We start from the raw sequence: 26,585 nt of genomic DNA, 5'->3' as shown, positions 1-26,585 counted from the left end.
CCGCCCGCGGAACCTTCGGCGCGCCACGCCACTCCATACGGCCCAGGAACCGGGAAACACCTGCCATGCAACGAAGAATGCTTGTCATTGCCGCCGCCAGCAGCCTGGCGGCAGGCTGCACTGCGCGACCACCGCTGGCGGATGCCGCCCCCACCGCCGACCCGGCCTCGGATGCGCCGGAGCCGGGCCATGCCACCACGGCTCTGGCCGATGCACCGGCCTCGTACGCCGAAGCCCTGCAACGCTGGAGGGGCGCGGCCGAGATCAATGCCTGGATCGGTGCGCGCTTCGATTACGACCTGCAGCGCGCCCTGCTGCTGTCCGAAACCCAGCGCAGCCGCACCGGCCGCATGCCCATCCACGAGCCGGCGGCGTTCTTTGCCGAGCCGCGGGGCGTGTGCGTGGACCTGGCGCGCTTCGCCGTGGAGACGCTGCGCGCCGTGGACCCGGCCTCGCGCCCAGCCTACGTGATGATCGAATTCAACCCGGTCGCCATCCGTGGCAACACCCTGCGCCGCCACTGGGTGGCCTCGTTCCAGCGCGATGGCCACACCTGGTTCTTTGCCGACTCCAAGCGGCCCGGCCATGTCGCCGGCCCCTACGCCGACACGCAGGCCTTCATGGCCGAGTATGCGAAGTACCGCGGGCGCGAGATCGTTGCATTCAAGGAGATGGATGGCTATGAGCGCAAACTGCGCTCGGCCACCTCCGCGAGGGAGCGCGATCCCCCCGTCCTGCAATAGCGCAGGTTCAGAACGCCGCGGTCAGCGGGTTGGGCCCGATGCGCCCCTCGGCCTGGTCCAGCCTGGCGATGGCCGCCATGTCCTGCGCATCCAGCACGAAGTCGAACACGCCCGCGTTCTCGGCAATGCGCCCCGCATTCACCGACTTCGGAATCACCACATGCCCCATCTCGATGTGCCAGCGCACGACCACCTGGGCGGCGGTCTTGCCGTGCTTGCTGGCAATGGCCTGGATGCCCGCATCCTCCAGCAACTGGCCCTGGCCCAGCGGGCTCCAGGCCTGCGTGGCGATGCCGTGGGTGGCGTGGTAGCCGCGCAGCCGATGCTGTTGAAAGCGCGGGTGCAGCTCGATCTGGTTGAGCGCGGGCTTGACGCCAGTCTCCTGCACGATGCGGTCCAGGTGCTCGGGCTCGAAATTCGAGACCCCGATGGAACGCACGCGCCCTTCCTCGCGCAGCCGGATGAAGGCGCGCCAGGTGTCCACGTACAGCTCGCGCGAGGGGCAAGGCCAGTGGATCAGGTACAGGTCGAGCACGTCGAGGCCCAGCAACTTCAGGCTGGCATCGAACGCGCGCAGCGTGCTGTCGAAGCCCTGCTCCGCATTCCACAACTTGGTGGTGATGTACACCTGGTCACGCGCCACGCCGCTGGCGCGCAGGCCCTCGCCCACCCCGGCCTCGTTGCCATAGATGGCCGCCGTATCGATGTGCCGGTAGCCCGAGGCCAGCGCAGCCTGCACCGCCTGCGCGGTGGCATCGGCCGGGGTGCGCCAGACGCCCAGGCCGAGTTGGGGGATGGAGCGGCCGTCGTTGAGCGGCAGGGAAGGATGCGACTGGGTCATTGCGGGGTTCCTGGAGTCTGGCGGTGGAGAGGTTCGATCCGCTGCATGCGGCTTGCCAGGCATCTTCGCACGCATGCCAATTGGCTGCTCATGCCCGCCCAACAGCGCCAGCCCATCTCTTGAAACTGCACCGGCTTGAACGAAGAGACTGCATGCGGCCACCTGCCATCAACTCGATGGGCCACCAAACTAAATATTTCCGCGGCGCCCATCAAAGTGCATCCATATGCAACTGCCCCAAAACAGGGAGAATCCATAGGCCAAGCCACGCCCCGATGGAGGTGGCCCGTCAATGCGCTCTTGCCCGATACGTTTGCACACGTTTGGCAATTAATTAATGCAAATTAACTGAGGCGCCCACGCAACTGCGACAGGCGGCGCAATGGCCTGCATGCCTATGATTTGCCCACAACAAACGCACACGGATGCGGGGTGGGAACAGCATGCAGCACACGATGAAAAAGGGCGCGCACCGCGGTGCGCGATGGGGCGCCTTGAGCGCATTGGCACTGGGCCTGGTCGCCTGCGGCGGCGGAGGCAGCAGTTCGGACAGCAACGGCAGCGGCCAGGGGGCTTCGCAGTCCTCGTCCGAAGTGGTGTACGTCCAGCACAAGTCCGCCTACGAGGTGGCTGCCGCGGCGCCCACCCAGCCGGGCGTGGCCATCAAGCCGGTGAAGGCCACCTCCTCCGCCGTGGAAAACCCCGGCATGTCGGCCAGCGCCGCCATCGATGGCAACCCGAACAGCCGCTGGGGCAGCACCTTCGTCGACGATGCCTGGATCCAGTTCGACTTCGGCGCCAAGGTCGATGTGGGCTACATGAAGCTGGTCTGGGAGCGCTCTTACGGCAAGGAATACGCGCTGCAGGTCTCGCAGGACGGCGAGACCTGGACGCAGATCCGCTACGTCACCAACGGCAAGGGCGGCACCGAGGAATTCCTGAACCTGGGCATGAGCGCACGCTACCTGCGCCTGCAGGGCGTGGCGCGGGCCGGCGGCTACGGCTACTCGCTGTTCGAGGTCGAGTTCAAGACCCCGGGCACCGACAACACACAGGGCGTGGGCAGCACCTCGGCCTGGCGTTACCCCGCCAATGGCCAGGGCCTGGCGCCCCTGCCCGCCGCCGCGGAACCCGCCGAAATGACCCAGTTCCGCCTCGCCGACGGCACGCTGGTGACGCGCTTCGGCGCGCGCGCCCTGGGCCGCCATGGCCGCGAGCGCGGCGAGGAGTGGAACGAGATCGGCTTCGGCCCCAATGACACGGTGGACCCGGTCACAGGTGCCCCGGTGGACAAGGGCCCCGGCGCCCACCTGACCTTCGTGACCCAGTACTTCCAGAACCGCACCTGGGGCATGGAGATCATCGACAACAGCCGCGTGGCCGGCGTCACCAAGCCCATGCTGGTGGTCAACCGCTACACCACGGTGGACTTCCTGCCGGGCGACACGGCCTTCTTCCGCGCTTTCGACCGCCCCGGCGTCACGGGCTACGGCTGGATGAACCCGGGCGAGCTGGTGGACCGCAACGTCAAGGTCTGTGCGCCCACGCCCTACCCGGCCAACGGCCGCCTGGCCAGCCCCGATGGCATCAACGGCCCCTGCACGCTGCGCATCAAGGAGTACCCGGGCCACGGCGGCCTGGGTGCCGACGGCCTGCCCAATGGCACCAACGTGCCCTCGCGCGCCCTCGTGGTGGGCGATGCCATCGAAGTTTCTCCCGCCATGTTCAGCACCCGCGAGTCCATGGCCGCCAAGGGCGACAACGGCGGCATCCGCTACTACTCGGCCGAGTGGCTCTACGTCATGGGCACAGGCCTGGTGCCCTGGTACGGCGTGCAGCCGCGCCTGAACTCGGCCCCCTTGCCCGTGGCCACGCTGTCGGGTGGCACGGGCTCGGTCTCGTACAACTACTCGGACAACGGCGCCTCGATGTTCCAGCAGCCGTTCAACAACGTGGGCATGCAGAACATGCAGCGCTTCGTCGAGGGGCGCCGGCTGATTCACACCAGCTTCGACACCGGTGCCCACAGTGAGGCAGGCAACGACCCCTATCTGCCCGCCGCCAAGCTGCAGGGCACGCACTTCAACCAGTCGGCCTGCGTGGCCTGCCACATCAACAACGGCCGCAGCCCGGCCCCCATGCAGATCAACCAGCGCCTGGACAGCATGTCGCTGCAGACCGCCAGCCTGGGCGATGGTGGCCAGCAACAGCCGCACCCACGCTACGGCAGCGTGCTGCAGATGAACGCCCGCGCCGCCACCGGCGAGGCGCAGGACTGGGGCAACAGCGTGCGCGTGGCCAAGTTCGAGACGCGCAATGTGCGCCTGGCCGACGGCACCACGGTGGAGCTGCGCAAGCCCGTGCTCGGCTTCGACGGCCCGGTGCCGGCCGTGCATTCGCTGCGCGCCGCACCGCCCATGATCGGCATGGGACTGCTCGAAGCGGTGCCCGAGGCCGACATTCTGGCCCGCGCCCGCAGCGTGCCCGATGCCGATGGCGTCAAGGGCGTGCCCAACTACGTGTACGACCCCGAGAGCGGCGCCGTGCGCCTGGGCCGCTTCGGCTGGAAGGCCTCCAAGGCCACGCTGCGCCAGCAGGCGTCCACGGCGCTGCTGCAGGACATGTCGGTCACCTCCACCGTCTACCCCTCGCGCGACTGCAACTATGGCCCGACCGCTTGCGCCAATGGCGTGCGCAAGGCAGGCATCAGCGAGGCCGACCTGGCCTCGATCTCCAACTACCTGGCCCTGGTCGCCGTGCCCGCCCAGCGCAGCCTGGAGAGCGGCTTCCCCCGCGGCGTGGCACCGCTCGATGAGCACCGCGTGAACCCGCAACAGGTCGCCCTGGGCGCCAGGCTGTTCGACAGCCTGCGCTGCGTGGCCTGCCACACGGCCGAGATGAAAACCGGCTCGGGCCACCTGTTCGCCGAACTGCGCAACCAGACCATCAAGCCCTACTCCGACCTGCTGCTGCACGACATGGGCGCCGAGCTGGCCGACAACTTCGCCCAGGGCCAGGCCACGGGCGCGCTGTGGCGCACCGCACCGCTGTGGGGCATCGGCTACACCGAGAAGGTGATGGGCGCAGGCCAGGCCGCCAAGGTGGGCTACCTGCACGATGGCCGCGCGCGCTCGCTGACCGAGGCCGTGCTCTGGCACGGCGGCGAGGCCGATGCGGCACGCCGCCGCTTCGAGGCCCTGCCCACGGCAGACCGCGAAGCGCTGCTGGCCTTTCTGCGTTCGCTGTGATCCCGGGAGCGGGCCCCCTGCCCGCTCCTCCTCGCACTCAATACAGGGTGGTGCGCTGCCGCTCTGGCAGCGCCTGGTCATAGGCCACGCCGTCGAAGCTCTGGCTGATGGCCGAGAGAATGGCGCCCGGTGTGGGCACGGGCCGCTGCGCCTCAGGGTCCACCGGCTCCCACAGCCGCGAGCGCAGGATGGCGCGCGCGCACTGGAAGTACACCGACTCCACCGCAATGCGTACCACGCACTTGGGCGGCTGGCCGCTGACCACGAAACGCTCCATCAGCTCCGGCGCCGTGGTGACGCTTGCGCGGCCATTGACCCGCAGCGTCTCGCCCACGCCGGGGATCAGGAACAGGAGCGCCACGCGCGGGTCGGCCACGATGTTGCGCAGGCTGTCCACGCGGTTGTTGCCGCGCCGCTCGGGCAGCAGCAGGGTGCGCTCGTCCAGCACCTGCACAAAGCCCGGCGCATCGCCGCGCGGCGACGCATCGAGCCCGCCCGGGCCCGAGGTGGCCAGCACGGCGAAGGGCGATGCCTCGATCATGGCGCGGTAAGAGGGCTGCACGTACGGCACCTCCTTGGACAGCGAGGCCTCGCCTGGCGTACCGAACAGGGCTTCGAGCTGGGCGATGCTTTCGATGGAGTGGGCGGTCTCGGCGACAGTGGCAGCGGTCAAGGCGGGCTCCGAAGAAGGGATGGGAAGTGCGGTGGGCATGCCGCCATGTTGCAGCGCCGCACCGCCAACGACAAACGAGTTTACGGCCTGCCATGCGTGAGAAAATCACACGCATGACCGCCCGCCTGCCCCCGCTCAATGCCGTGCGCGCCTTTGCGGCTGCGGCACGCCACCAGAGCTTCACGCAGGCAGCGGCCGAGCTGTTCGTGACGCACGGTGCCATCAGCCGGAAGGTCAAGGCGCTGGAGGAATTCCTTGGAGTGGTCTTGTTCGAGCGGCGCGTACGGCAGGTCTCGCTCACGCCCGAGGGGCAGCGCTTCTTTGCCGAGGTGGCCCCAGCGCTGGAACAGATCGGCGCCGCGGCACGGGCGCTGATGGCGGAAGAAGAAAACGCCCCGGCACGCACGGTGAGCATCAATGTGCGGCCCTCGTTCGCCGTGCGCTGGGTGATTCCCCGCCTGCCGGACTTCGTGGCGCAGTTCCCCGGCATCGCCCCCCGGGTGGTCACCAGCACGGTCTCGCCCGACCAGGCCAGCGAGCCCTTCGACGTGGCGATCCGCCGCGGCCGCAGCGCGGGCTGGCCCCCGTCCATCGCGGTCCAGCCCTTCCTGCAGGACGAGGCATTGGTCGTGGGCACGCCCGCCCTGTTCGCCACCGCCCCCGTGGCAGAGCCGCGCGGCCTGGCAGCCCATGTGCTGCTGTGGTCGCGCTCGCGCCCGGACGACTGGGACCACTGGAAGCGCCAGGTGGGCGCACCCCGCCTGCGGCCCGCAGGCCAGTTGCAGTTCGACCACCTGCACTTCGTGCTGCAGGCGGCCATCGACGGCCTGGGCTTTGCGCTGGCCCCGGCTTCGCTGGTGTCCCACGACCTGGCCGCCGGCCGCCTGGTCTGCCCCCTGCCTGCGCTGCGCCTGCCGCTCACGCGCCACTACTACGGCCTGGCGCCCGACGCAGCGCCCGAGGCGCAGTGCTTTGCGCAGTGGCTGCAGGCGCAGCTGCCGCCCCTGGACTGAGTGCCTGGGCAGCCGGCGCAGGTCAGTCCTGCGCCATCACATGGCGGAAGAAGCCGTTGCATTCACGTTCGCGTTCGACGTCGGCCAGCACCTCGGCATCGCCCGCCGCCTGCGCAGCAGCCACAGCGGCTTTCAGGGTGGGCAGCAGCGACCGGGCCGCGGCCACCATGGCGTTCGCATCCACGGTGTTGGCATAGGAATGTGCCGCTGCGTAGGTGCCCTCGAAGCGCTTCCAGTGGGCGAGAGGATGCAGGTAGGGGTGATCGCGGTAGGCCAGGTAGAAATCGCCCTGGTTGGGTGCGTTGCGGGCATAGGACCTGGAGGCCGTCCCCTCCACGAGGTGGTGGTTCAGGTAGCGTGTGAAGACCTGCCGCAGCTTGTTGTCGCACACCGGGTCCTGCACTTCGGCCCCTGGCGCGAACGAAGTGCCCAGCGCCAGCCGGCGCAGGAATCCCCCCAGCGACCGGGTGCCGTGCTGCCCGTCGATGGGCGGCAGTTCCAGGATGGAATCGATCAGTTGCGGCGACACCCGAGGTGTGGAGGCCTGCCGTGCCTGCTCTGCCATGGCCTGGAAGTCGGGGTGCTGGTGCAGCGCCGACAGATCCGGGTCCTGCCAGAGCTTGTCGAGGTGCGGAAGCGATAGACCATGGCCCGGCGCACCTCCTCCAGCGCTTCTTCCACGCGGCCCAGGGCGGCGTAGCTGCAGGCGGTGTGGTGAAAGAGGTGGGGATTGAACCAGGCCGTGGCCTGGATGCGCGGATAAAAAGCAATCACCTCGGCCGGCCGGCCCAGCTGGAACAGCGCATAAAAGTAGTTGTTGACATCGCGGTACAGCGAGCCACCGGCATCCAGCCGATCGCGCGCATATTCAGCATCGAAGTGCTCACTGGCCCAACGCGCAAAAAGGTCTGCATAGGCGCCCAGGGCAACCCGGTCATCCGGGCTTGCCGGGTGGGGCATCGAAGGGCGTCCTTGCCCAGGTTGATTGCGATCATGGTAGACCTGACCCCGCTGCGCCAGCAGCACCTGCGCAGCCGCCAGGTCCGCCACGGGCGTGAGTCGCACGCCGCCGAATCGTCCGGTCGGCAAATGCTCGCGATCCAGCAGGTAGCGCCCGCTGGCATCACCGACCACATAGGCGTTGACGAATGCGATGCCTGTGCCCTCCACCGGCAGATCGTTCTCCAGCCGGAAGCTCGCGGCATCGAGCGGCAGGCGGTCCGCGCCCAGGTACACGGCATGCTCGCCCACAAGCAGCTTGAGGTCATGGAAGTAGCCAGCGGGCTCGACCCGGCAGGTGCCGATGTCGGCACGCGGCACCACCTTGCCGCGAAAGTAGAAGTGGTGCGTGTCCTCGGCCAGGAAGTCGCCCCTGAGCTTGAAGCTGGGCGCGTCGGCCTGGGGCATGCGCCGCAGTTGCCGGGGCCATTGCGCCTCGCCATGGAAGTCGGTGGAGAACACCTGCGCCTGGTCCTTGTAGAACTCCGTTTCTCCCTTTTGCAGCATCCGGAAGCTGGCAGCATCCACCTGCAGGACCTGCCTTGCGACAACGGCGTGCCGCGCATCGGTGCCGCCCCATGCGGCAGGGCGGAAACTCGCGGCATCGATCTCGGGCAGCGGCGTGATGTCGCCGGCCTTGTGGTAGACGCACTGCCCGTTGAAGAAGTAGTCGCCGAAGAGGTGCATCGGCTGCACGAAGCTCGCCTCGTGCAGCCTGTCGGCCAGGCGCTCGATGCGCTGCGCCTCGACGCGCGCCAGGCTGCGCTTGGCAATGGACTTGTCCACGATGCGGCCCTTGGGCAGCTGCAGCGCGAAGTGGACTTCGGTGGCACGATAGAAGTGCTTCTTGCATTCCTTGAGGAATGCCGGCTGGTCCAGCCCCTGGACCTGCGCCAGCGGTGTTTCCATGCAGCGCCCGTCCACCACCTGGTAGGCGGCAACGGTGTCGTCGAACAGATTCAGCGCGTCCAGGCTGTGCAGCACGAAGCCACCCGGCCCGGTGGCATGCGCCGCCAGCTGCTGCAAGGCCTGCCATTCGCGGGATTCCCGCAGGAACCCGGCGTTGCCGTGGTTGAAATAGAAAAACGCGAACAGCGCCTGCTCCGGCTTGAGGTAGCGGAACACCGGGTAGGCGTTGGAAGGCTGCATCAGCTCGTCGGCAATGCAGTCGGCCAGCAGGCCGGCGGCCTTGCTGCGCAGGAATTTCTTGAAGGCCGCTTCGGTCAGCGGGATGCGGGCGATGAGGGCGACAGGTTGGGACATGGAGGACCGGGTCGGTTCAGCAAGGCGCAGCGCGGGCTTGCCATGCAGGCAAAGGACCGGTCGATTACAGCGCACCCGCAGCACCGGCCTGCAGCACTGCACGGCGAGGATGAGAGAAAATGCACGAATGCCCGCGGTTTCCATGGCCCGGCAGCCACCCGACGCGCCCTTGCCAGGGTGTGGACATGAACAACATTCGCCCCAGCCTTCTCAAGACCTTCCTGGCCGTCGCGCACAGCCGCAACATCACGCGCGCGGCCACCGCGGTCCATCTCGCCCAATCCAGCGTGAGCGACCAGATCCAGCACCTGGAGAGCGAGCTCGGCGCCCCCCTGTTCATCCGTGCCAAGAAGGGCCTGGACCTGACACCGGCCGGCGAGGTCTTGCGGCCGTACGCCGAAGAAATCCTGGCGCTGATGGACGAGGCACGGCTTGCCGTGGACATGGCGGCAGGCCAGCCGGCCAGGCGCCTGGCCATCGGTGCACTGGAGACCATCGCCGCGGCCCGCGTGCCGCAATGGCTGACCACCTTCCAGGCCAGCCACCCGGGTGTCGCGGTGCAGCTGAAGGTGGCGGGCTCGGGCGAGCTGCTGCGGCTTCTGGAGAGTGGCGCGATCGACATTGCGCTGTGCTTCGACAAGGGCGAGCGCGATGCACGCCTTGCACAGCGCTCCCTGTCCACGGAGGCCCTGGTGCTCGTGGCCGCGCCGGGCGCGCAGGCCGCCAGGCACTTCGTGGCGACCGAGAAGGGTTGCATCTACCGCCACCTGCTCGACCAGAGCTTTGCCGACGCAGGCCTGGCCCGGCCGCAGCTGGCGGCCGAGGTGGACAGCATCCGCGCGATCACCCGCCTGGTGGCGGCCGGCGCCGGCTTGGCGCTGCTGCCGCGCCTCGCGGTGGCCGACGAACTGGCCGCCGGCACCCTGGTGGAGCTGCCGTGGCCGGGCCCGGCCCAGGCCACGGTGTCGCTGGTCGCCCTGTGGCGGCGGCGCCGTGTGCAGCCCGAGGCGCTGCAGGCCTTCCTGGCACTGGCCGGTTCTGCCAGTTCAGCCGGCACGCCACTCACACCAGGCGGTGCCCTCCTTCCACATGGAGCACCGTCCCGGTCGTGAAGCGGTTGTGCAGCAGGAAACCGATGGCATCGGCAATGTCGTCCGGCTGGCCCACGCGCCCCACGGGCAGCCGCTGGGCCATGGCGGCCAGCACCTCGTCCTTGCGCTCGCCCGCCACATCCGCCCAGATGGAGGTGTCGACCCAGCCCGGGGACACCGCATTGACCCGCAGCGGCGCCAGCTCCACCGCGAGGGCACGCACCAGCCCTTCCAGCCCGGCGTTGATGGCTGCGACCACCGAGCCGCGGGCGGCCGGCCGGTAGGCGGCGATGCCGGAAACGAAGGTGATGGAGCCGCCCGCCGACAGCCGGGGTGCCCCATACTTGGCGAGCAGCAACGGGCCATAGAACTTGCTGTCCACCACGCGCTGCGCGGCCTTCAGGTCCAGCGATGGGAGCAGTTCGTAGGCGCCGGCGATGTCCGCGGCCGTGCTGACGATGTGGTCGACCGGGCCGATCTGCTCGAACAGCCCGGCCACCTGTTCTTCGCATGCGATATCGACCGCGATCGCCTGCAACTGCGATGCGGGCCGCTGCAGTTGTGCGCATGCACGCTGGAGCTTGTCCTGGCTGCGCCCGGCGATCACCACCTGGGCGCCTTCGTCCAGGCAGCGTTTGGCGAGTGCAAGCCCCATGCCGGAGCCGCCGCCCACGATGAGGATCTTGGTCGATTGGGGGGTGGGGTTCGTCTGTTCCATGTGCTTTCCGTCTGGCTTTCCAAAAGTGAAGCACCGGAGTGTTCCCAGTCCCGGCACCGATGGAAAACGGAAAGAAACGATGGTCCTATCGGAGTTTCCGAATGCCCGCCCGGCAACCCTCAGACGTCGATGGCACTCGCAGACCCGGCCTGCTTGCGCAGTTCGAATTTCTGGATCTTGCCGGTGCTGGTCTTGGGCAACTCGCCAAACACCACGGCGCGCGGCACCTTGAAGCCCGCCAGGTGCTGCTTGCAATGGGCCACGATGTCCTCGGGCGTGAGCGTGGCCCCGGCCTTGAGCTCGACGAAGGCGCAAGGCGTCTCGCCCCACTTGGGGTCGGGCCGTGCGACCACGGCGGCGGCGAGCACGGCGGGGTGGCGGTAGAGCACGTCTTCCACCTCGATGGAGGAGATGTTCTCGCCGCCCGAGATGATGATGTCCTTGCTGCGGTCCTTGATCTTGATGTAGCCGTCGGGGTACTGCACGGCCAGGTCGCCGCTGTGGAACCAGCCACCGGCAAAGGCCTCGTCCGTGGCCTGGGGGTTCTTGAGGTAGCCCTTCATCACGATGTTGCCCTTGAACATGATCTCGCCCATGGTCTCGCCGTCCTGCGGCACGGGCTGCATGGTCTCGGGGTCAAGCACGCGCACATCGCGCTCCAGGTGGTAGCGCACGCCCTGGCGGGCGTTGAGGCGGGCACGCTCGCCAATGTCCAGGTCGTCCCAGGCCCCGTGTTTCGCGCACACGGTGGCGGGGCCATAGACTTCGGTGAGGCCATAGACATGGGTGAGATCGAAGCCCATTTTCTCCATGCCCTCGATCATCGAGGCCGGCGGCGCGGCGCCGGCCACCATGGCCTGGATGCCCGCCGGCACGCCGGCCTTCATCGCATCGGGCGCATTCACCAGCATGCCGTGCACGATGGGCGCGCCGCAGTAGTGCGTGACGCCCTGCTCGCGCATGGCGTCGAAGATGGCCTGCGCCTCCACCCGGCGCAGGCAAACGTTGACGCCTGCGCGCGCCGCCACCGTCCACGGAAAGCACCAGCCGTTGCAATGGAACATGGGCAGCGTCCAGAGGTAGACGGCGTGCTTGGGCATGTCCCACTCCAGCACGTTGCTGATGGCATTGGTGGCCGCGCCCCGGTGGTGGTAGACCACACCCTTGGGGTTGCCGGTGGTGCCGCTGGTGTAGTTCAAGGCAATCGCGTCCCACTCGTCGGCGGGCAGCTCCCAGGCGTGCTGCGCATCGCCTTGGGCCACGAAGGCGTCGTAGTCCGTGCCACCCAGATCCTGGACGGCCGGGCCGTACACAGCATCCTGCACGGTGAGCACCAAGAGCGGCGCCTGGGACTTGCGCCATGCCAGGGCCTTGGCCAGGGTGCCGGTGAATTCGGGGTCGACGATGATGGCGCGCGCCTCGCCATGGTCGAGCATGAAGGCGATGGTCTCGGGGTCCAACCGGGTGTTGATGGCGTTGAGCACCGCGCCCGCCATGGGCACGCCGAAATGCGCCTCCACCATGGGCGGGGTGTTGGGCAGCAGTGTGGCCACGGTGTCGTTCTTGCCGATGCCGACGCGGTTCAGGCTGCTGGCCAGTTGGCGGCAGCGCGCATAGGTCTGGCCCCAGGTCTGGCGCAGGCTGCCGTGCACGATGGCCAGGCGGTCGGGGTAGACCTCGGCCGTGCGCTCGATGAAGGACAGGGGCGACAGGGGCGCGAAGTTGGCGCTGTTGCGGTCCAGGTGCTGGTCGAACATGTGGGGCATGGCGGGTTTCCTTGCAGCGGCAGGCGATCAGGCCATTAGACCAAAGGGCCGGGCCGCCGGATGCAGGGCCAACCCGCGGGCCGTCCGTCCTTTCTGGTGGCTCACTCCTTGCGGTTGAGCAGCGCGTACAGCAGGATGGCACCGAAGGTGGCCGTGCCGATGCCGCCCAGCGCGAACTGGCCGAACTTGAGCGTGAAGTCGCCCGTGCCCAGGATGAGCGTGATGGCGGCCACGATGAGGTTCTTGTTCTGCGAGAAGTCCACCTTGTTGTCCACCCAGATCTTGGCGCCGGCCACTGCGATCAGGCCGAACACCACGATCGACACCCCGCCCATCACCGGCAGCGGAATGGTCTGGATCAGGGCGCCGAACTTGGGAGAAAAGCCCAGCACCAGCGCGAACACGCCCGCCAGCAGGAACACCGCTGTGGAGTAGATCTTGGTGGCGGCCATCACGCCAATGTTCTCTGCATAGGTGGTCACGCCCGTGCCGCCCACACCGCCGCTCACCATGGTGGCCACGCCATCGCCGATGAACGCGCGGCCCATGTAGCGGTCCAGGTCGCGGCCGGTCATGGCCGTCACGGCCTTGATGTGGCCCAGGTTCTCGGCCACCAGAATGATGGCCACCGGGGCGATGAGCAGCATGGCGTTGCCGCTGAACACGGGTGCGGCAAAGTTGGGCATGCCCACCCACGCGGCGTTCGCCAGGATGGAGAGGTCGATCGGCTTGCCCAGGCCCATGCCGTTGGTGAGCACCGCGTAGATGATGCTGGCCACGATCAGACCCACCAGGATCAGCAGGCGCTGCACCATGCCGCGTGTGAGCACGGCCACCAGGCCCACGCTCACGAAGGTCACGAGCTGCATCCAGCTGTCGAAGTTGCTGGCTGCCATGTTCTTGATGGGGATGCCCGCCAGGTTCAGGCCGATCACGGCCACCACGGCACCGGTGACCACGGGCGGCATGAAGCGCTCGATCCAGCCCGTGCCGATGGCCTGCACCAGCACACCGATCAGCGTGTAGAGCAGGCCGCACGCGATGATGCCGCCCAGCGCCACGCCGATGTTGGCGTTGGGGCCGCTGCCCGCGTGGCCCGTGGCCGCAAGCACCACGCCGATGAAGGCGAAGCTCGAACCCAGGTAGCTGGGCACCTTGCCACCGGTGACGATGAAGAAGATCAGCGTGCCCACGCCGCTCATCAAGATGGCAACGTTGGGGTCGAACCCCATCAGGATGGGCGCCAGCACTGTGGCGCCGAACATGGCGATCACGTGTTGCACACCCATGGCCGCTGTCTGCGGCCAGGGCAGCCGCTCATCCGGCGCAATCACGCCCCCCTGCTGCAGCACGTCTGCACTCTTTTCCCGCCAGTTCATGAATCCCATGATGTGTTGTTCCTTGTGGTTTGAGGCGCGAATGCTAGTGGATGAATAGTGGCCCAGTGCGCTGACTCGGAACGTTTCGTCTTTCAGGGGCCATCGGGCCGCCGGATTCAGGGTCCGCCCGCGGGCATTGCGGATAGAGGAAAATGCCCGGGTGTCCATCCCCCAGTCATTCATCCAGGAGCTGCTGGCCCGCACCGACGTGGTCGAGATCGTGGGCCGCTACGTCCAGCTCAAGAAGGGCGGGGCCAATTTCATGGGGCTGTGCCCCTTCCACGGGGAAAAGTCGCCATCCTTCAGCGTCAGCCCGTCCAAGCAGTTCTACCACTGCTTTGGCTGCGGCAAGAACGGCAATGCCATCGGCTTCCTCATGGACCATGCGGGCATGGGCTTTGTCGAGGCGGTGCAGGACCTGGCCCAGCAGGTGGGCCTGCAGGTGCCGGACGACGATGTTTCGCCCCAGGAGCGCGAGCGCGCCGCCGCGGCCCGCCAGAAGCAGGCCACGCTGACCGACGTGCTGGAGAAGGCCGGCGACGCCTACCGCCGCCAGCTGCGCGAATCGCAGCGCGCCATCGCCTACTTCAAGGGCCGGGGCGTCTCGGGCGCCGTGGCCAAGCGCTATGGCCTGGGCTATGCGCCCGAGGGCTGGCGCAGCCTGGCCAGCGTGTTCCCGCGCTACGACGACCCGCTGCTGGAGGAAAGCGGCCTGGTCATCGTGGGCGAGGAGGGCCAGGACAAGCGCTACGACCGTTTCCGCGACCGGGTGATGTTTCCCATCCGCAACGTCAAGGGTGAATGCATCGGCTTTGGCGGGCGCGTGCTGGGCGACGACAAGCCCAAATACCTCAACTCGCCAGAAACCCCGGTCTTCCACAAGGGGCGCGAGCTGTACGGCCTGTTCGAGGCGCGCACCGCCATCCGCGAACAGGGCTACGCCCTGGTGACCGAGGGCTACATGGACGTGGTGGCCCTGGCGCAGCTCGGCTTTCCGAACGCGGTGGCCACGCTGGGCACGGCCTGCACGCCCGAACATGTGCACAAGTTGCTGCGCTTCACCGATGCGGTGGTGTTCAGCTTCGACGGCGATGGCGCCGGCCGGCGCGCCGCGCGCAAGGCGCTCGACGGCGCCCTGCCCCACGCCACGGACACGCGCAGCATCAAGTTCTTGTTCCTGCCGGCCGAGCACGACCCGGACAGCTTCATCCGCGAGAACGGCACCGATGCCTTTGCCAGGCACGTGGGCGATGCCGTGCCGCTGAGCCGCTTCCTGGTCGAATCGGCCAGCGAGGGCTGCGACCTGGCCACTGCCGAGGGCCGGGCCCACATGGCCAGCAACGCCCGCCCGCTGTGGACGGCGCTGCCCGACGGCGTGCTCAAGCGCCAGTTGCTGGGCGAACTGGCCGAACTCACCCAGCTCAACGCGCGCGACCTGTCGGAGCTGTGGAACCCCGGCGGCAGCCGCGAGCCCGCCCGCGCGCCCGCCCCGCCCCCCCGCGCCCAGCCCCCCGCCGCCAGCCCCTATGCCGACGAGCCCCCCTGGGGCGAAGCCGCGCCCGACCTCGATGGTTGGCAACCCCACCACGGGCCCGACTATGTGGGCGGAGGCGGCTCGCCCGGCGGCTACGAGGACTATCCGGGCGGCGGCCATGGCGGAGGTGGCGGCAAGCCCCCGTTCCGCAAAAACGGTGGAGGCGACTGGAAAAAAGGTGGTGGCAGCGGCAAATGGAGCAAACGCGACAAGGACGCGCCCTGGCCGCCCCAGCCCCGCCTGCCGCGCACGCCCGCCATGGGCCGGGCCGACCATGCGGCGCGGCTGCTGCTGTCGCACATGGGTTTCCTCGAAGAGCTCACCCACGACGACCACACGGCCCTGTGCGCCCAGCCGGCGCCCCACGGGCCGCTGTTCACCTGGCTGGAAGCGCAATTCCACGAACACGGCCCGCTGGCCTGGGCCGTGCTGCGCGAAAGCCTGCGCGACCATGAGTGCGAGGAGCTGGCCGTCAAGGTGATGACCGGCGCCCATGCCCAGACCGAGGGGGAACTGGCGGAACTCCGGCTGGAATTGCGGGATCTACTGAACCGCATGCTCATCGAAGGCATCCAGGAAGAGCAGAAACTGCTGGTCCTGCAGGCCGCCAAGGACCCCACGGCCTTGGAGCGTTACCGCGTTCTGGAGCAAAAACGCGTTGTTTTATTGGGCACAGGCCCCAAAGCGGCTTGAAATCGGCCCAAATGGTATAATGTAGGGTTAGGCAAGAGCGACAGCAGCACCTCCGAGCCGGGCCACCGTGACAAACGCGCACAACCGCCCACCCATCGCAAGGACTGCACACCAAATGTTCGCCCAGACATCTTGCCCCTGAGGGATGCCCCTCGAACTGCAAAAGCACGGCTTTTGCAGTGCCACCCGCGCCGGGATCTGTGGCGCTTGCGTTTTCTTTGTGTCCGTTTTTGATTCTGAGGTTGTTCATGCCCGCTCAAAAGTCCGCGAAGCCATCCAAGTCCGCTCCAGCCCCCGCCGCGAAGGCCGTCTCCAAAACTGCGGCCAAGGCTCCGGCCAAGGCCGTGGCCTCCAAAGCCGCCGCTGCGCCCGCCCCTGCCGCCAAGAAAGTGAAACCAGTGCCTGTGAACAAGTCTGCCGAGAAGACGGAAGCCCCCGAAGAACTCAAGAAAACCCGCGCCAAGGCCGTCGAGGCAGACGGCGAAGAAGCGCCCAAGAAGCGCCCCGGCCGCCCCGCCAAGGCCGCAGGTGCCGCCACGGCCGAGGCCAAGGTGCCCGCCAAGCGCGGCCGCAAGCCCAAGGCAGCCGCAGGCGGCGCCGAGGAAAGCGGCGATGACGCCGACCTGTCGGACATCGAATCCGACCTGGAAGGCGAAGTCGAGGCCGAAGCCGAGAGCGCGCCCACGGCCGAGAAGGTCAAGCCGCTGCGCATGAAGATCAGCAAGGCCAAGGAACGCGCCTTGATGAAGGAATTCGGCCTGGACGAGACCGTCCTGTCCGAGGAAGACCTGGCCAAGCGCCGCTCGCGCCTGAAAACCCTGATCAAGCTGGGCAAGACGCGCGGCTACCTCACGCACGTCGAAATCTCCGACCACCTGCCCGACAAGCTGGTCGATGCCGAAACGCTCGAAGCCGTCATCACCACGCTGAACGACCTGGGCGTGGCCGTGTACGAGCAGACGCCCGATGCCGAAGCGCTGATCATCACCGACAACGCCCCCACGGGCGCCAGTGAAGAAGAAGCCGAAGAAGCCGCCGAAGCCGCCCTGTCCACCGTGGACAGCGAATTCGGCCGCACCACCGACCCCGTGCGCATGTACATGCGCGAAATGGGCACGGTGGAACTGCTCACGCGCGAAGGCGAAATCGAAATCGCCAAGCGCATCGAAGGCGGCCTGATGGCCATGATGGAGGCGATCAGCGCATCGCCCGCCACCATCGCCGAGATCCTCAACATGGGTGAGGAGATCCGCGAGGGCAAGGTCGTCATCTCCACCATCGTGGACGGCTTCTCCAACCCCAACGAGGCCGACGACTACGTGGCCGAAGAAGACTTCGACGAGTTCGACGAAGCCGACGACGACGACGGCAAGGGCGGCTCCAAGGCCCTGACCAAGAAGCTCGAAGAGCTCAAGAAGCAGGCGCTGGAGCGCTTCGACAAGCTGCGCGACCTGTTCGAGAAGGTCCACAAGATCTACGACAAGGAAGGCTACGGCACGCCGGCCTACGTGAAGGCGCAACACGCCCTGTCGGAAGAGCTGATGACCATCCGCTTCACCGCCAAGACCATCGAGAAGCTGTGCGACATGGTGCGCGGCCAGGTGGACGACGTGCGCAAGAAGGAGCGCGAGCTGCGCCGCATCATCGTGGACAAGTGCGGCATGCCGCAGGAAACCTTCATCAAGGACTTCCCGCCCAACCTGCTGAACCTGCAGTGGGTGGAAAAGCAGGCCGCTGCCGGCAAGCCCTGGAGCACGGTGATGGCGCGCAACATCCCGCCCGTGCAGGAACTGCAGCAAAAGCTGATGGACCTGCAGGCCCGCGTGGTGGTGCCGCTGACCGAGCTCAAGGACATCAACAAGCGCATGAACGAAGGCGAAGCCACCTCGCGCGACGCCAAGAAGGAAATGATCGAGGCCAACCTGCGCCTCGTGATCTCCATCGCCAAGAAGTACACGAACCGCGGCCTGCAGTTCCTGGACCTGATCCAGGAAGGCAACATCGGCCTGATGAAGGCCGTGGACAAGTTCGAATACCGCCGCGGCTACAAGTTCTCGACCTACGCCACGTGGTGGATCCGCCAGGCCATCACGCGCTCGATCGCCGACCAGGCGCGCACCATCCGCATCCCGGTGCACATGATCGAGACCATCAACAAGATGAACCGCATCAGCCGCCAGCATTTGCAGGAGTTCGGCTTCGAGCCCGATGCGTCCATCCTGGCCGCGAAGATGGAGATCCCGGAAGAGAAGATCCGCAAGATCATGAAGATCGCCAAGGAGCCGATCTCGATGGAAACCCCCATCGGCGACGACGACGACAGCCACCTGGGCGACTTCATCGAGGACGGTGCCAACACCGCCCCGATCGATGCCGCTATGCAGGCCGGCCTGCGCGACGTGGTCAAGGACATCCTGGACGGCCTCACCCCGCGCGAAGCCAAGGTGCTGCGCATGCGCTTCGGTATCGAGATGTCCACCGACCACACGCTGGAAGAAGTGGGCAAGCAGTTCGACGTGACGCGCGAGCGCATCCGCCAGATCGAGGCCAAGGCGCTGCGCAAGCTCAAGCACCCCAGCCGCTCGGACAAGCTGCGCAGCTTCATCGACTCGCTGTAAGCGGTTCTGGCGAACGTCCCCCTGAAGGGACCTTCCCCACCCCCGACGCCCTGCCCCGCACCCGCGGCGCAGGGCGTTTTTCATGGTGGCGTGGCGGCCACAGATGTCACCCGCTTCGGCGTATACCCTGATACCCTGGACAGCCAAATGACAGTTTCAGCGCCCACCATGGCGACTGGATACATCCGCTTACCGAGGGAATGCCATGACCGCCACCACCCCAGAGAACACGCAGCGCCGCAAGCTGCTGGCCCGTGCCGCCGCGTTTGCCGCCCTGGCAGCCCCCTGGGGCAGCACCGCGCTGGCCCAGGCCCGCCCGCCTGCCAAGGTGGCCAAGCTGGCCGGCACACTGCGCATCGTGATCCCCGCCAACGCAGGCGGCGGCTGGGACCAGACCGGCCGCGCCCTGGGCGCCGCCCTGGTGGGGGCCGGCGCCGTGGACCAGGTGGAGTACGAGAACGTGGGCGGCAAGGGCGGCACCATCGGCCTGGCGCGCTATGCCGAGAAGTACGCGGGCGACCCCAACACGCTGCTCATGGGCGGCATGGTGATGGTGGGCGCCGTGGCGCTGCAAAAGCCGGCCGTGGACCTCACGCAGATCCAGCCCATTGCGCGCCTGACCAGCGACTACTTGGTGGCCGCCGTGCCGGCGTCCTCGTCCATCCGCAGCGCCAAGGACCTGGTCGCCGCGATGAAGGCCGACCTGCCCGCCCTGCCCGTGGCCGGTGGCTCCGCCGGCGGGGTGGACCATATCTATGCGGGCGTGCTGGCCCGCGCCGCCAAGGCCAACCCCGAAACCCTGGTCTACCGCCCTTTTGCCGGCGGCAACGAGGTGGTGGACGCCCTGGTCACCGGCAAGGCCGCCCTGGGCCTGTCGGGTTACAGCGAGTTCAGCGAAGCGATTGCGGCCGGCAAGCTGCGCGCCATCGGCGTGTCGGCCCGGCGCAGCGTGTTCGGCCTGCCCGCATTCCGGGAGCAGGGGATCGACGCCGTCATGGCCAACTGGCGCGGTGTGTTCACGGGCAAGGGGGTCTCCGCCGCCCGCCTGGCCGAGATGGTGGCGGCCGTGGAGGCCGCGACCGCCCACGAGTCCTGGGTGCGCACGCTGAAAACCAACAAGTGGGAGGCATCCTGGCTCACGGGCAAGGACCTGACCGAGTTCATGGAGCTGGACCTGACCACCGCGCGCGTGATGGTCTACCTGCTCAAGCTCAAGGCATGAGGCCTGCCGCCAACGCGCGCACCGCAAGGACTTTCTGATGAACATGTCCCGCTATTCGATTGGCACCCGCATGGCGGGCGCACTGGGCCTGGTGCTCGCGCTGATGCTGGGCGCCGCGCTCTTCGGCATTGCGGCGCTGTACGGCACCCTGGGTACCTACGATGCCACGGTGCTGCAGCGCGTGGCCCAGGAGCGCGCCGTCTCGCGCATGGAAAGCGAGTTCAAGACCCAGGTGATGGAGTGGAAGAACACGCTGCTGCGCGGCGAGGATTCGCGCAAGCGCGAGCTGCACTGGAACGCCTTCCAGGCCAGCGAAAAGCGCGTGGCCGATGCCGCCAAGGCACTGGCGCCCCAACTGGTGGACGCCAGCGAGCGCGCCGCCCTGCAGAAGTTCGTGGACGCCCACACCCAGATGGCCCAGGGCTACCGCAAGGGCTTCGAGGCCTTCCAGTCGCTGGGCTTCGTGGCATCGGCCGGGGACGCCGACGTGGCCGACATCGACCAGGGCCCTGCCAAGCTGCTCGGGGAACTGAGCCGCCAGGTGGCCGACAGCAGCGCCGCCATTGCCCAGCAGGCCGCGCAGGCTGCGCGCCGCGCCCTGGTCAGCAGCCTGGTGGCGCTGGCCCTGGTCACGGCCCTGGGCGCCTTCGCGGGCTGGGTGATCACCCGCTCGGTGGTGCGCCCGCTGCGCGTGGCCGTGTCGCTGGCCAACAAGGTGGCCGCAGGCGACCTGACCACGGCCATCACCATCGACGGCAACGACGAACCCGCGCGCTTGCTGCAGGCCCTGGCGGCCATGCAGGAGAACCTGGAGCGCGTGGTCTCGGGTGTGCGCACCAATGCCGAGGGCGTGGCCAGCGCCAGTGCCGAGATCGCCCAGGGCAATACCGACCTGAGCATGCGCACCGAGGACCAGGCCTCGTCGCTGGACGAGACCTCTTCGTCCATGCAGCAGCTGCAGGAGACGGTGCAGCACAACGCATCAAGCGCCCAGCGCGCCAACGAGCTGGCCAAGAGCGGCGCCTCGGTGGCCGAGCGCGGCGGCCAGGTCGTGGGGCAGATGGTGGAGGTGGTGCAGGGCATCCAGGACAGCTCGCGCAAGATCGCCGACATCATCGGCGTCATCGATGGCATCGCCTTCCAGACCAACATCCTGGCGCTCAATGCCGCCGTGGAGGCGGCACGCGCTGGCGAGCAGGGCCGCGGCTTCGCCGTGGTGGCCAGCGAGGTGCGCAACCTCGCCACGCGCAGCGCCAGCGCGGCGCGCGAGATCAAGGCGCTGATCCAGGCCAGCGTGGAGCGCGTGCAGGCCGGCTCCGACCTGGCGCGCAATGCCGGCAGCACCATGGACGAGGTGGTCGCCTCCATCCGCGGCGTGAGCGCGCTGGTCGAAGAGATCAGCCAGGCCAGCGCCGAACAGACGCGCGACATGCAGCGCGTGACCCAGGCCATCGTGCGCATGGACGATGCCACGCAGCAGAACGCCGCGCTGGTGGAGCAGAGTGCCGCGGCCGCGGGCAGCCTGAGTGGCCAGGCCCACCAGCTGGTGGAAGCCGTGGCCGTGTTCCGTTTGCGCTGAGCCTTACGAGGCCAGTGCCCGCATCTCGGCGATCAGGTCGGATTTACCTTCGAAGCCGATGCCTGGCAGCGGCGGCAGCGTGACGTAGCCGTTGTCCACCTTCACACCATCAGGGAAGCCACCATAGGGCTGGAACAGGTCGGGGTAGCTCTCGTTACCGCCCAGGCCCAGACCCGCGGCAATGGCCAGCGACATCTGGTGGCCGCCGTGGGGGATGCAGCGGCTTGGCGACCAGCCGTATTCCTTGAGCATGTCGAGCGTGCGCAGGTATTCCACCAGGCCGTAGCTCAGCGCGCAGTCGAACTGCAGCCAGTCGCGGTCGGGGCGCATGCCGCCGTGGCGGATCAGGTTGCGCGCGTCCTGCATGGAGAACAGGTTCTCGCCCGTGGCCATGGGGCCGGCATAGACCTCGCCCAGCTTGGCCTGCAGCTCGTAATCGAGCGGATCGCCGGCCTCCTCGTACCAGAACAGCGGGTACTGAGAGAGCGCCTTGCCGTAGGCAATGGCGGTGGGCAGGTCGAAGCGGCCGTTGGCATCCACCGCCAGCTGCTGGCCCGGGCCCAGAATCTTGAGCACCGACTCGATGCGCTCGCAGTCGTCGGCCAGCGAGGCGCCGCCGATCTTCATCTTGACCACCGAGTAGCCGCGCGCCAGGTAGCTCTCCATTTCCTTGCGCAGGCCGTCCAGGCCCTTGCCGGGGTAGTAGTAGCCGCCCGCAGCGTAGACGAACACGCGCGGGTTGGGCGTGCCCGTGCCATAGCGTTCGGCCAGCAACTGGTACAGGGGCTTGCCGGCGATCTTGGCCACGGCGTCCCACACGGCCATGTCGATGGTGCCCACGGCCACCGAGCGCTCACCATGGCCGCCGGGCTTCTCGTTGATCATCATCTGCGCCCAGACCTTGTGGGCATCGATGTTCTCGCCCGTGGCGTCGAGCAGGCTGGCGGGGTCGGCCTCCAGAATGCGCGGGCGGAAGCGGTCGCGGATCAAGCCGCCCTGGCCGTAGCGGCCGTTGGAGTTGAAGCCGTAGCCGATCACGGGCTTGCCGTCGCGGATGACATCGGTGACCACAGCCACCAGGCTCAGGGTCATCTTGGAGAAGTCGATGTAGGCGTTGCGGATGTCGGACTTGATGGGACGGGTGGATTCGGCGATGTCGACGATTTTCATGGTGGTCGCTGGTGGGTTGGGAAACAAGAGAGAAGAGGCAGGAGAAAATTCGTCAGCGCGGCAGCGAGGAGCCCCCGCAGATGGCGATGTCCTGCCCGGTGATGGCTGCCGCCGGCGGCGACAGCAGGTAGCCCACGAGGGCGGCGATCTCGGCGGGTTCGATCAGGCGGCCGATGGGTGGCAGGCGCGGTGCGCTGCCCGCGCGCGCAGGGTCCTGCAGCATGCCGGTGGCCGTGGCGGCGGGCGATATCACGTTCACCGTGACGCCCTGGCCCGCGACCTCGGCGGCCCAGCTGCGCGCCAGCGCGACCACCGCCGCCTTGGTGGCCGCGTACTGCCCGCGCCCGGGCATGCCCTGCGCCACCCGGCTGCCGATGAAAACCACCCGCCCCTGCCCGCGCGCCGCCATGCCGGGCACGATGGCATCGGCCAGCCGCGTGGCCGCGTCCACATGCAGGCGCCACATCAGCTCGCCGCCCGCATGGTCGAGCTGGCCCAGCGGCCCCACACGCAGCACGCCGGCCGCATGCACCAGGGCATCCACGGCTGGCAAGGCCAGCGCGGCCCGCGCGATATCGGCGCCCTGCGAAAGATCCACCGGCACCGCGGTGAACCCGGGGTGCACGATTCCGGCCTGGGCCACATCGAGCCCGCTCACGCGCCAGCCCGCATCGAGCAGCGCCTGCGCGATGGCACGGCCGATGCCGCTGCTGCTGCCGGTGACCACGGCATGCCTGGCGCCGGCCGTCATGCCTGCACCCCGCGCTCGCCGGTGGGCGCATTCAGATGGAAGAGGTCATTCCACACGGATATTCCCCTCCGTGACGATCTTCTGCGAGCGCTCCATGTCGCTGCGCTGGAATTTGGCGAAGTCCTCCACGCTGCCGGGCGTGAGCAGCAGGCCCTGCTCGCGCAGCTTGTCCTTCATGTCGCCGGCCAGGGCCTTGTTGACTTCGGTGTTCAGGCGCTGGGTGATCTCGGCGGGCAGCCTGGCCGGGCCCCACAGGCCGTACCAGCTGTAGAACTCGTAGCCCGGGATGGTCTCGGCCACGGTGGGCACGTCGGGCAGGCTGGTGGCACGCTGGGCCGAGGTCACGGCCACCACGCGCAGCATGCCGCTCTTGTGGTACTGCAGCGAACCCAGGATGGGGTCGATGAAACCGTCGATCTGCCCGCCGATCAGGTCCTGGAACGCCGGGGCCGTGCCCTTGTAGGGGACGACCAGGTAGTCGATCTGGCCGGCGCGCTTGAGCAGCTCGGTCGACAGGTGGCCGGCCGAGCCGATAGAGCCGACCGCAAAGGTCATCTTGCCGGGGTGGGCCTTGCCATAGGCGATGAGCGACTTGATGTCGGTGATGGGCAGGTTCTTGTTGATGGCAACCGACAGCGGCGCCTTGGCCACCAGCGCAATCGGCGCGAAGTCCTTCTGCACCGCATAGGGCACGGACTTCATGGTCATGGGCGCCGTGGTGAAGGTCGAGGCATTGAACAGCAGCGTGTAGCCGTCGGCCGGCGCCTTGGCAACCACGTCGCCGCCGATCACGCCGTTGCCGCCGGGCTTGTTCTCCACCACGAAGCTCTGGCCCATCTGCTCACCGAGCTTCTGCGCGAGCAGCCGGCCCACGGTGTCCAGCGTGCCGCCGGGAGGAAAGGGAATCACCATCCGGATCGGCTTGTTGGGATAGCCTTGCGCGAGGGCGCTGCCGGCCACGGCCACCAGCCCGATGGCGGCCAGGGTGGCGCGGACGAAATGCGTGCGTTGCATGGTGCTTGTCTCCTGTCTTGGTCTTTTTTGGAAGGTCGTCGTCGCAGTGCATGGAGCGGAGCTGCACGCCCCGCTCCAGGGAATCAGCGCTTGAGAAGCCCGGCCTGCGCCACGGCAGCGCGCAGGGCCTCCATCTCCTTGGCGTTGGGGGCCTCGGTGGGTGGGCGCACGGTGGCGTCATCGATCACGCCGGCCAGGTACATGCCACCCTTCATGCGCGCATGGGCCTCGCCCGTGGGTTCGCCGCCGCCGTACACGGCATCCTTGAGCGGGGTGATGACGGCCTGCACGGCCATGGCTTTCTTCAGGTCGCCGGCCTTCACGGCATCCCACAGGTCGATGATCAGTTGGGGGATGAAGGTCGCAAAGCCCACCAGGGCACCATCGACGCCCTGCACCATCGAGGCCAGCAGGTACTCGTCGTGGCAGGTCAGGATGGCCTTGGACGGGTCGGCCTCGCGAATCGCCTGGATGTCCCGCGCATACTTGTTCATGTCACGCTGGCCCACCTTGAAGGCCTGCAGGTAGGGCAGCCGCGCCAGGTCGGCCAGCAGCTGCGAGGAGTAGGAGGCACGCGTCCAGGCCGGATAGACGTGGCAGACCAGGTCCAGGCCGGGGGCGGCCTTGTGGATGGCCTCGAAGTACTGCAGCGCATGGCCCGGCGTGAAGCCAAAGCGCAGCCAGTGGTGGGGCGGCATCACGTCCAGCGCCACGGCACCGGCGGCCTGGGCCGCACGGGCGTGCTCGGCCGCCTCGGCCAGGCCCTCGCAGACGATGGAGGAGATCACCGGCATGCGGCCCTTGAGCTCGTCGGCCACGATGCGCGTGACCTCAGCGCGCTCGGCGGGGGTAAGGGAGAACACCTCGCCCGTGTGGCCGTTGGTCATGATGGCCACCACGCCATCGTGCCCCGCCAGCCAGGAGGCCAGCTTGCGCAACGCGGGCTCGTCGATGCGGTGGTCGGGCGTGAAGGGGCAGGAAATGGCGGGGATGATCCCGCGATAATTCGCGATGGAAGGCATGCTGTCTTGTCTCCGGTAGGAATACTGGGGTTGCGTGTGAAGGGGTACGGGATGGATCATTCCCGGGCCGGCGTCGACCGTCCAATACCCGAATCGCATACAACTATCTGCAGCAACCATCAGCCACCCGCAACCCACCTACCGAGCGCACACGACCATGGGACCTGGCAACCGCCCCCTCGACCTGGAATGGCTGGAAGACTTTCTGGCCCTGGCCGAGACCGGCAACTTCTCGCGCGCGGCAGAGGCCCGCGCCATCGCCCAGCCGGCCTTCAGCCGCCATATCCGCGCACTGGAGGACTGGGTGGGCGTGGAGCTGTTCGACCGCAGCGCCCACCCCGCCGCGCTCACGCCCGCGGGCCAGCGCTTTCTGCCGCTGCTCGAAACCGTGCTGGCCAACCTGGAGGCCGCGCGCATCAAGGCCCGCGCCGCGCACGACATTGCGGCCGCCAGCCTGCGCTTTGCGGCCACGCATGTGCTGTCACTGACCTTTTTTCCGCGCTGGCTGGCGGGCGTGGAGGCACGGCTGCGCCTGGGGCCGATCCAGACCATGTCCGACAGCTCACACGCCTGCGAGGACCTGATGCTGCAGCGCCGCGTGCAGTTCGTGCTGTGCCATGGCCACGCCGAGGTGCCCGGCCGCCTGGACGAGGCGCAGTACCCGATGCACCAGATCTCGGACGACGTGCTGCTGCCCGTGAGCGCGCCCGACCCGGCCCAGCCGCAGCAGCCCTTGCACGCCATGGGCCAGGCGGCTGCCGTGCCCGTGCTGGCCTACAGCGAGGCCTCGGGCCTGGGGCGCATCATGCGCTCGCGCATGCGCAGCGTGTTCTCGGACACGCCCGACGCCAGCGCCGCCCTCCCCGGCGGCGTGGCCGTGGTGTTCACGGCGCACCATGCGGTGCTGCTCAAGACCATGGCGCAGGAGGGGCGTGGCGTGGCCTGGTTGCCTCGGAGCCTGATCGCCGAGGAGTTGCGTGCGGGATCACTGGTGGTGGCCGGTGGCGAAGAGTGGAATGTGCCGGTGGAGATTCGCTTGTATCGGCAGAGGGCGGAGATGGCGCCTGTGGCGGAGGGGTTGTGGGAGTTGTCTGGGGCGGCTGCGGGGCGGGTTTTATAGCCTTTTGCCTGTTAGTTGGCAGCATGCCTTGATCAAGGGCGGGAGCCGGGGTGTGCGCCCGGCGGCGCAGTAACTTTCTCTTGGGCCGCCAAGAGAAAGTCACCAAAGAGAAGGCGGCCCCGCTGCCC

The 26,585-nt window shown here is 68.0% G+C and carries 20 protein-coding genes; 9 read left to right on the top strand and 11 right to left on the bottom strand.

Translation table 11 applies throughout. The features are described from left to right. Positions 1 to 65: 65 nt before the first annotated feature. Positions 66 to 743, top strand: coding sequence for a transglutaminase-like domain-containing protein (locus AC3WOH_RS30245; RefSeq protein ID WP_492233007.1), 678 nt, complete (start codon positions 66 to 68; stop codon positions 741 to 743). A 7-nt stretch (positions 744 to 750) separates the two neighbouring features. Here the strand turns inward: AC3WOH_RS30245 and AC3WOH_RS30240 are convergent, their stop codons facing one another. Then, positions 751 to 1,584, bottom strand: coding sequence for an aldo/keto reductase (locus AC3WOH_RS30240; RefSeq protein WP_492233006.1), 834 nt, complete (start codon positions 1,582 to 1,584; stop codon positions 751 to 753). A 443-nt stretch (positions 1,585 to 2,027) separates the two neighbouring features. On the opposite strand from AC3WOH_RS30240, the gene AC3WOH_RS30235 reads away from it, so the two are divergent. Next, positions 2,028 to 4,832: a di-heme oxidoredictase family protein gene (locus AC3WOH_RS30235; protein WP_492233005.1), complete on the top strand. Its 2,805-nt coding sequence runs from the start codon at positions 2,028 to 2,030 to the stop codon at positions 4,830 to 4,832. Between the two features lie 37 nt (positions 4,833 to 4,869). Here the strand turns inward: AC3WOH_RS30235 and AC3WOH_RS30230 are convergent, their stop codons facing one another. Continuing rightward, positions 4,870 to 5,544: a pyridoxamine 5'-phosphate oxidase family protein gene (locus tag AC3WOH_RS30230; RefSeq protein WP_492233004.1), complete on the bottom strand. Its 675-nt coding sequence runs from the start codon at positions 5,542 to 5,544 to the stop codon at positions 4,870 to 4,872. A gap of 74 nt (positions 5,545 to 5,618) precedes the next feature. On the opposite strand from AC3WOH_RS30230, the gene AC3WOH_RS30225 reads away from it, so the two are divergent. Then, positions 5,619 to 6,518 carry a LysR substrate-binding domain-containing protein gene (locus AC3WOH_RS30225; RefSeq protein WP_492233003.1) on the top strand — a complete coding sequence of 300 codons (900 nt, stop codon included), beginning with the start codon at positions 5,619 to 5,621 and terminating at the stop codon, positions 6,516 to 6,518. A 22-nt stretch (positions 6,519 to 6,540) separates the two neighbouring features. On the opposite strand, the gene AC3WOH_RS30220 is transcribed toward AC3WOH_RS30225, so the two are convergent. Beyond that, complete coding sequence (locus AC3WOH_RS30220; RefSeq protein ID WP_492233002.1) at positions 6,541 to 7,083, bottom strand: hypothetical protein; 543 nt, start codon at positions 7,081 to 7,083, stop codon at positions 6,541 to 6,543. Next, positions 7,032 to 8,924: a hypothetical protein gene (locus AC3WOH_RS30215; RefSeq protein ID WP_492233001.1), complete on the bottom strand. Its 1,893-nt coding sequence runs from the start codon at positions 8,922 to 8,924 to the stop codon at positions 7,032 to 7,034. The genes AC3WOH_RS30220 and AC3WOH_RS30215 overlap by 52 nt, the downstream gene beginning before the upstream one ends. Before the next feature lie 41 nt (positions 8,925 to 8,965). On the opposite strand from AC3WOH_RS30215, the gene AC3WOH_RS30210 reads away from it, so the two are divergent. Continuing rightward, on the top strand, positions 8,966 to 9,892 hold the full coding sequence (locus tag AC3WOH_RS30210) for a LysR family transcriptional regulator (RefSeq protein ID WP_492233000.1): 927 nt from the start codon (positions 8,966 to 8,968) through the stop codon (positions 9,890 to 9,892). Here AC3WOH_RS30210 and AC3WOH_RS30205 read toward each other — a convergent pair. The 3 genes from AC3WOH_RS30205 to AC3WOH_RS30195 form a co-directional block, all read right to left on the bottom strand. Beyond that, complete coding sequence (locus AC3WOH_RS30205) at positions 9,843 to 10,589, bottom strand: SDR family oxidoreductase (protein WP_492232999.1); 747 nt, start codon at positions 10,587 to 10,589, stop codon at positions 9,843 to 9,845. The genes AC3WOH_RS30210 and AC3WOH_RS30205 overlap by 50 nt on opposite strands. Positions 10,590 to 10,708: 119 nt before the next feature. Next, positions 10,709 to 12,355, bottom strand: coding sequence for an acyl-CoA synthetase (locus tag AC3WOH_RS30200; protein ID WP_492232998.1), 1,647 nt, complete (start codon positions 12,353 to 12,355; stop codon positions 10,709 to 10,711). A gap of 101 nt (positions 12,356 to 12,456) precedes the next feature. Further along, positions 12,457 to 13,743: a solute carrier family 23 protein gene (locus AC3WOH_RS30195; RefSeq protein ID WP_492232997.1), complete on the bottom strand. Its 1,287-nt coding sequence runs from the start codon at positions 13,741 to 13,743 to the stop codon at positions 12,457 to 12,459. Positions 13,744 to 13,894: 151 nt separating this feature from the next. On the opposite strand from AC3WOH_RS30195, the gene dnaG reads away from it, so the two are divergent. The 4 genes from dnaG to AC3WOH_RS30175 all read left to right on the top strand — a co-directional run bounded on the left by dnaG (position 13,895) and on the right by AC3WOH_RS30175 (position 21,380). Continuing rightward, positions 13,895 to 15,961, top strand: coding sequence for a DNA primase (gene dnaG, locus AC3WOH_RS30190; RefSeq protein WP_492232996.1), 2,067 nt, complete (start codon positions 13,895 to 13,897; stop codon positions 15,959 to 15,961). A gap of 248 nt (positions 15,962 to 16,209) precedes the next feature. Further along, a complete protein-coding gene (rpoD, locus tag AC3WOH_RS30185; protein ID WP_492232995.1) occupies positions 16,210 to 18,579 on the top strand; it encodes an RNA polymerase sigma factor RpoD in 2,370 nt (789 codons plus the stop codon). Positions 18,580 to 18,784: 205 nt separating this feature from the next. Beyond that, a complete protein-coding gene (locus tag AC3WOH_RS30180) occupies positions 18,785 to 19,801 on the top strand; it encodes a Bug family tripartite tricarboxylate transporter substrate binding protein (RefSeq protein ID WP_492232994.1) in 1,017 nt (338 codons plus the stop codon). 37 nt (positions 19,802 to 19,838) lie between these two features. After that, a complete protein-coding gene (locus tag AC3WOH_RS30175) occupies positions 19,839 to 21,380 on the top strand; it encodes a methyl-accepting chemotaxis protein (protein WP_492232993.1) in 1,542 nt (513 codons plus the stop codon). A gap of 3 nt (positions 21,381 to 21,383) precedes the next feature. On the opposite strand, the gene AC3WOH_RS30170 is transcribed toward AC3WOH_RS30175, so the two are convergent. The 4 genes from AC3WOH_RS30170 to AC3WOH_RS30155 form a co-directional block, all read right to left on the bottom strand. After that, positions 21,384 to 22,550 carry a mandelate racemase/muconate lactonizing enzyme family protein gene (locus AC3WOH_RS30170; RefSeq protein ID WP_492232992.1) on the bottom strand — a complete coding sequence of 389 codons (1,167 nt, stop codon included), beginning with the start codon at positions 22,548 to 22,550 and terminating at the stop codon, positions 21,384 to 21,386. Between the two features lie 52 nt (positions 22,551 to 22,602). After that, the gene (locus tag AC3WOH_RS30165) at positions 22,603 to 23,301 is read right to left on the bottom strand and encodes an SDR family NAD(P)-dependent oxidoreductase (protein ID WP_492232991.1); all 699 of its coding nucleotides are present in this window, start codon (positions 23,299 to 23,301) and stop codon (positions 22,603 to 22,605) included. A gap of 45 nt (positions 23,302 to 23,346) precedes the next feature. Continuing rightward, the gene (locus AC3WOH_RS30160; RefSeq protein WP_492232990.1) at positions 23,347 to 24,315 is read right to left on the bottom strand and encodes a Bug family tripartite tricarboxylate transporter substrate binding protein; all 969 of its coding nucleotides are present in this window, start codon (positions 24,313 to 24,315) and stop codon (positions 23,347 to 23,349) included. 83 nt (positions 24,316 to 24,398) lie between these two features. Beyond that, the gene (locus AC3WOH_RS30155; protein WP_492232989.1) at positions 24,399 to 25,337 is read right to left on the bottom strand and encodes a dihydrodipicolinate synthase family protein; all 939 of its coding nucleotides are present in this window, start codon (positions 25,335 to 25,337) and stop codon (positions 24,399 to 24,401) included. A 157-nt stretch (positions 25,338 to 25,494) separates the two neighbouring features. Here AC3WOH_RS30155 and AC3WOH_RS30150 point away from each other — a divergent pair, with 157 nt between their 5' ends. After that, positions 25,495 to 26,457, top strand: a complete 963-nt coding sequence (locus tag AC3WOH_RS30150; protein ID WP_492232987.1) for a LysR family transcriptional regulator — start codon at positions 25,495 to 25,497, stop codon at positions 26,455 to 26,457. The last annotated feature ends 128 nt before the right edge of the window (positions 26,458 to 26,585 follow it).

The sequence above is a fragment of the Acidovorax sp. FW305-C-20-28 genome, from assembly GCF_058783375.1.
The sequence above is the reverse complement of the archived record's forward strand: the minus strand, read 5'-3'. Positions and strand labels throughout refer to the sequence as shown.

Bases quoted from the DNA above. Each gene is read 5' to 3' on its own strand.
- AC3WOH_RS30245 (WP_492233007.1), top strand. From the start codon at position 66: ATGCAACGAAGAATGCTTGTCATTGCCGCCGCCAGCAGCCTGGCGGCA.
- AC3WOH_RS30240 (WP_492233006.1), bottom strand. From the start codon at position 1,584: ATGACCCAGTCGCATCCTTCCCTGCCGCTCAACGACGGCCGCTCCATC.
- AC3WOH_RS30235 (WP_492233005.1), top strand. From the start codon at position 2,028: ATGCAGCACACGATGAAAAAGGGCGCGCACCGCGGTGCGCGATGGGGC.
- AC3WOH_RS30230 (WP_492233004.1), bottom strand. From the start codon at position 5,544: ATGCCCACCGCACTTCCCATCCCTTCTTCGGAGCCCGCCTTGACCGCT.
- AC3WOH_RS30225 (WP_492233003.1), top strand. From the start codon at position 5,619: ATGACCGCCCGCCTGCCCCCGCTCAATGCCGTGCGCGCCTTTGCGGCT.
- AC3WOH_RS30220 (WP_492233002.1), bottom strand. From the start codon at position 7,083: ATGGCAGAGCAGGCACGGCAGGCCTCCACACCTCGGGTGTCGCCGCAA.
- AC3WOH_RS30215 (WP_492233001.1), bottom strand. From the start codon at position 8,924: ATGGAAACCGCGGGCATTCGTGCATTTTCTCTCATCCTCGCCGTGCAG.
- AC3WOH_RS30210 (WP_492233000.1), top strand. From the start codon at position 8,966: ATGAACAACATTCGCCCCAGCCTTCTCAAGACCTTCCTGGCCGTCGCG.
- AC3WOH_RS30205 (WP_492232999.1), bottom strand. From the start codon at position 10,589: ATGGAACAGACGAACCCCACCCCCCAATCGACCAAGATCCTCATCGTG.
- AC3WOH_RS30200 (WP_492232998.1), bottom strand. From the start codon at position 12,355: ATGCCCCACATGTTCGACCAGCACCTGGACCGCAACAGCGCCAACTTC.
- AC3WOH_RS30195 (WP_492232997.1), bottom strand. From the start codon at position 13,743: ATGGGATTCATGAACTGGCGGGAAAAGAGTGCAGACGTGCTGCAGCAG.
- rpoD (WP_492232995.1), top strand. From the start codon at position 16,210: ATGCCCGCTCAAAAGTCCGCGAAGCCATCCAAGTCCGCTCCAGCCCCC.
- AC3WOH_RS30180 (WP_492232994.1), top strand. From the start codon at position 18,785: ATGACCGCCACCACCCCAGAGAACACGCAGCGCCGCAAGCTGCTGGCC.
- AC3WOH_RS30175 (WP_492232993.1), top strand. From the start codon at position 19,839: ATGAACATGTCCCGCTATTCGATTGGCACCCGCATGGCGGGCGCACTG.
- AC3WOH_RS30170 (WP_492232992.1), bottom strand. From the start codon at position 22,550: ATGAAAATCGTCGACATCGCCGAATCCACCCGTCCCATCAAGTCCGAC.
- AC3WOH_RS30165 (WP_492232991.1), bottom strand. From the start codon at position 23,301: ATGACGGCCGGCGCCAGGCATGCCGTGGTCACCGGCAGCAGCAGCGGC.
- AC3WOH_RS30160 (WP_492232990.1), bottom strand. From the start codon at position 24,315: ATGCAACGCACGCATTTCGTCCGCGCCACCCTGGCCGCCATCGGGCTG.
- AC3WOH_RS30155 (WP_492232989.1), bottom strand. From the start codon at position 25,337: ATGCCTTCCATCGCGAATTATCGCGGGATCATCCCCGCCATTTCCTGC.
- AC3WOH_RS30150 (WP_492232987.1), top strand. From the start codon at position 25,495: ATGGGACCTGGCAACCGCCCCCTCGACCTGGAATGGCTGGAAGACTTT.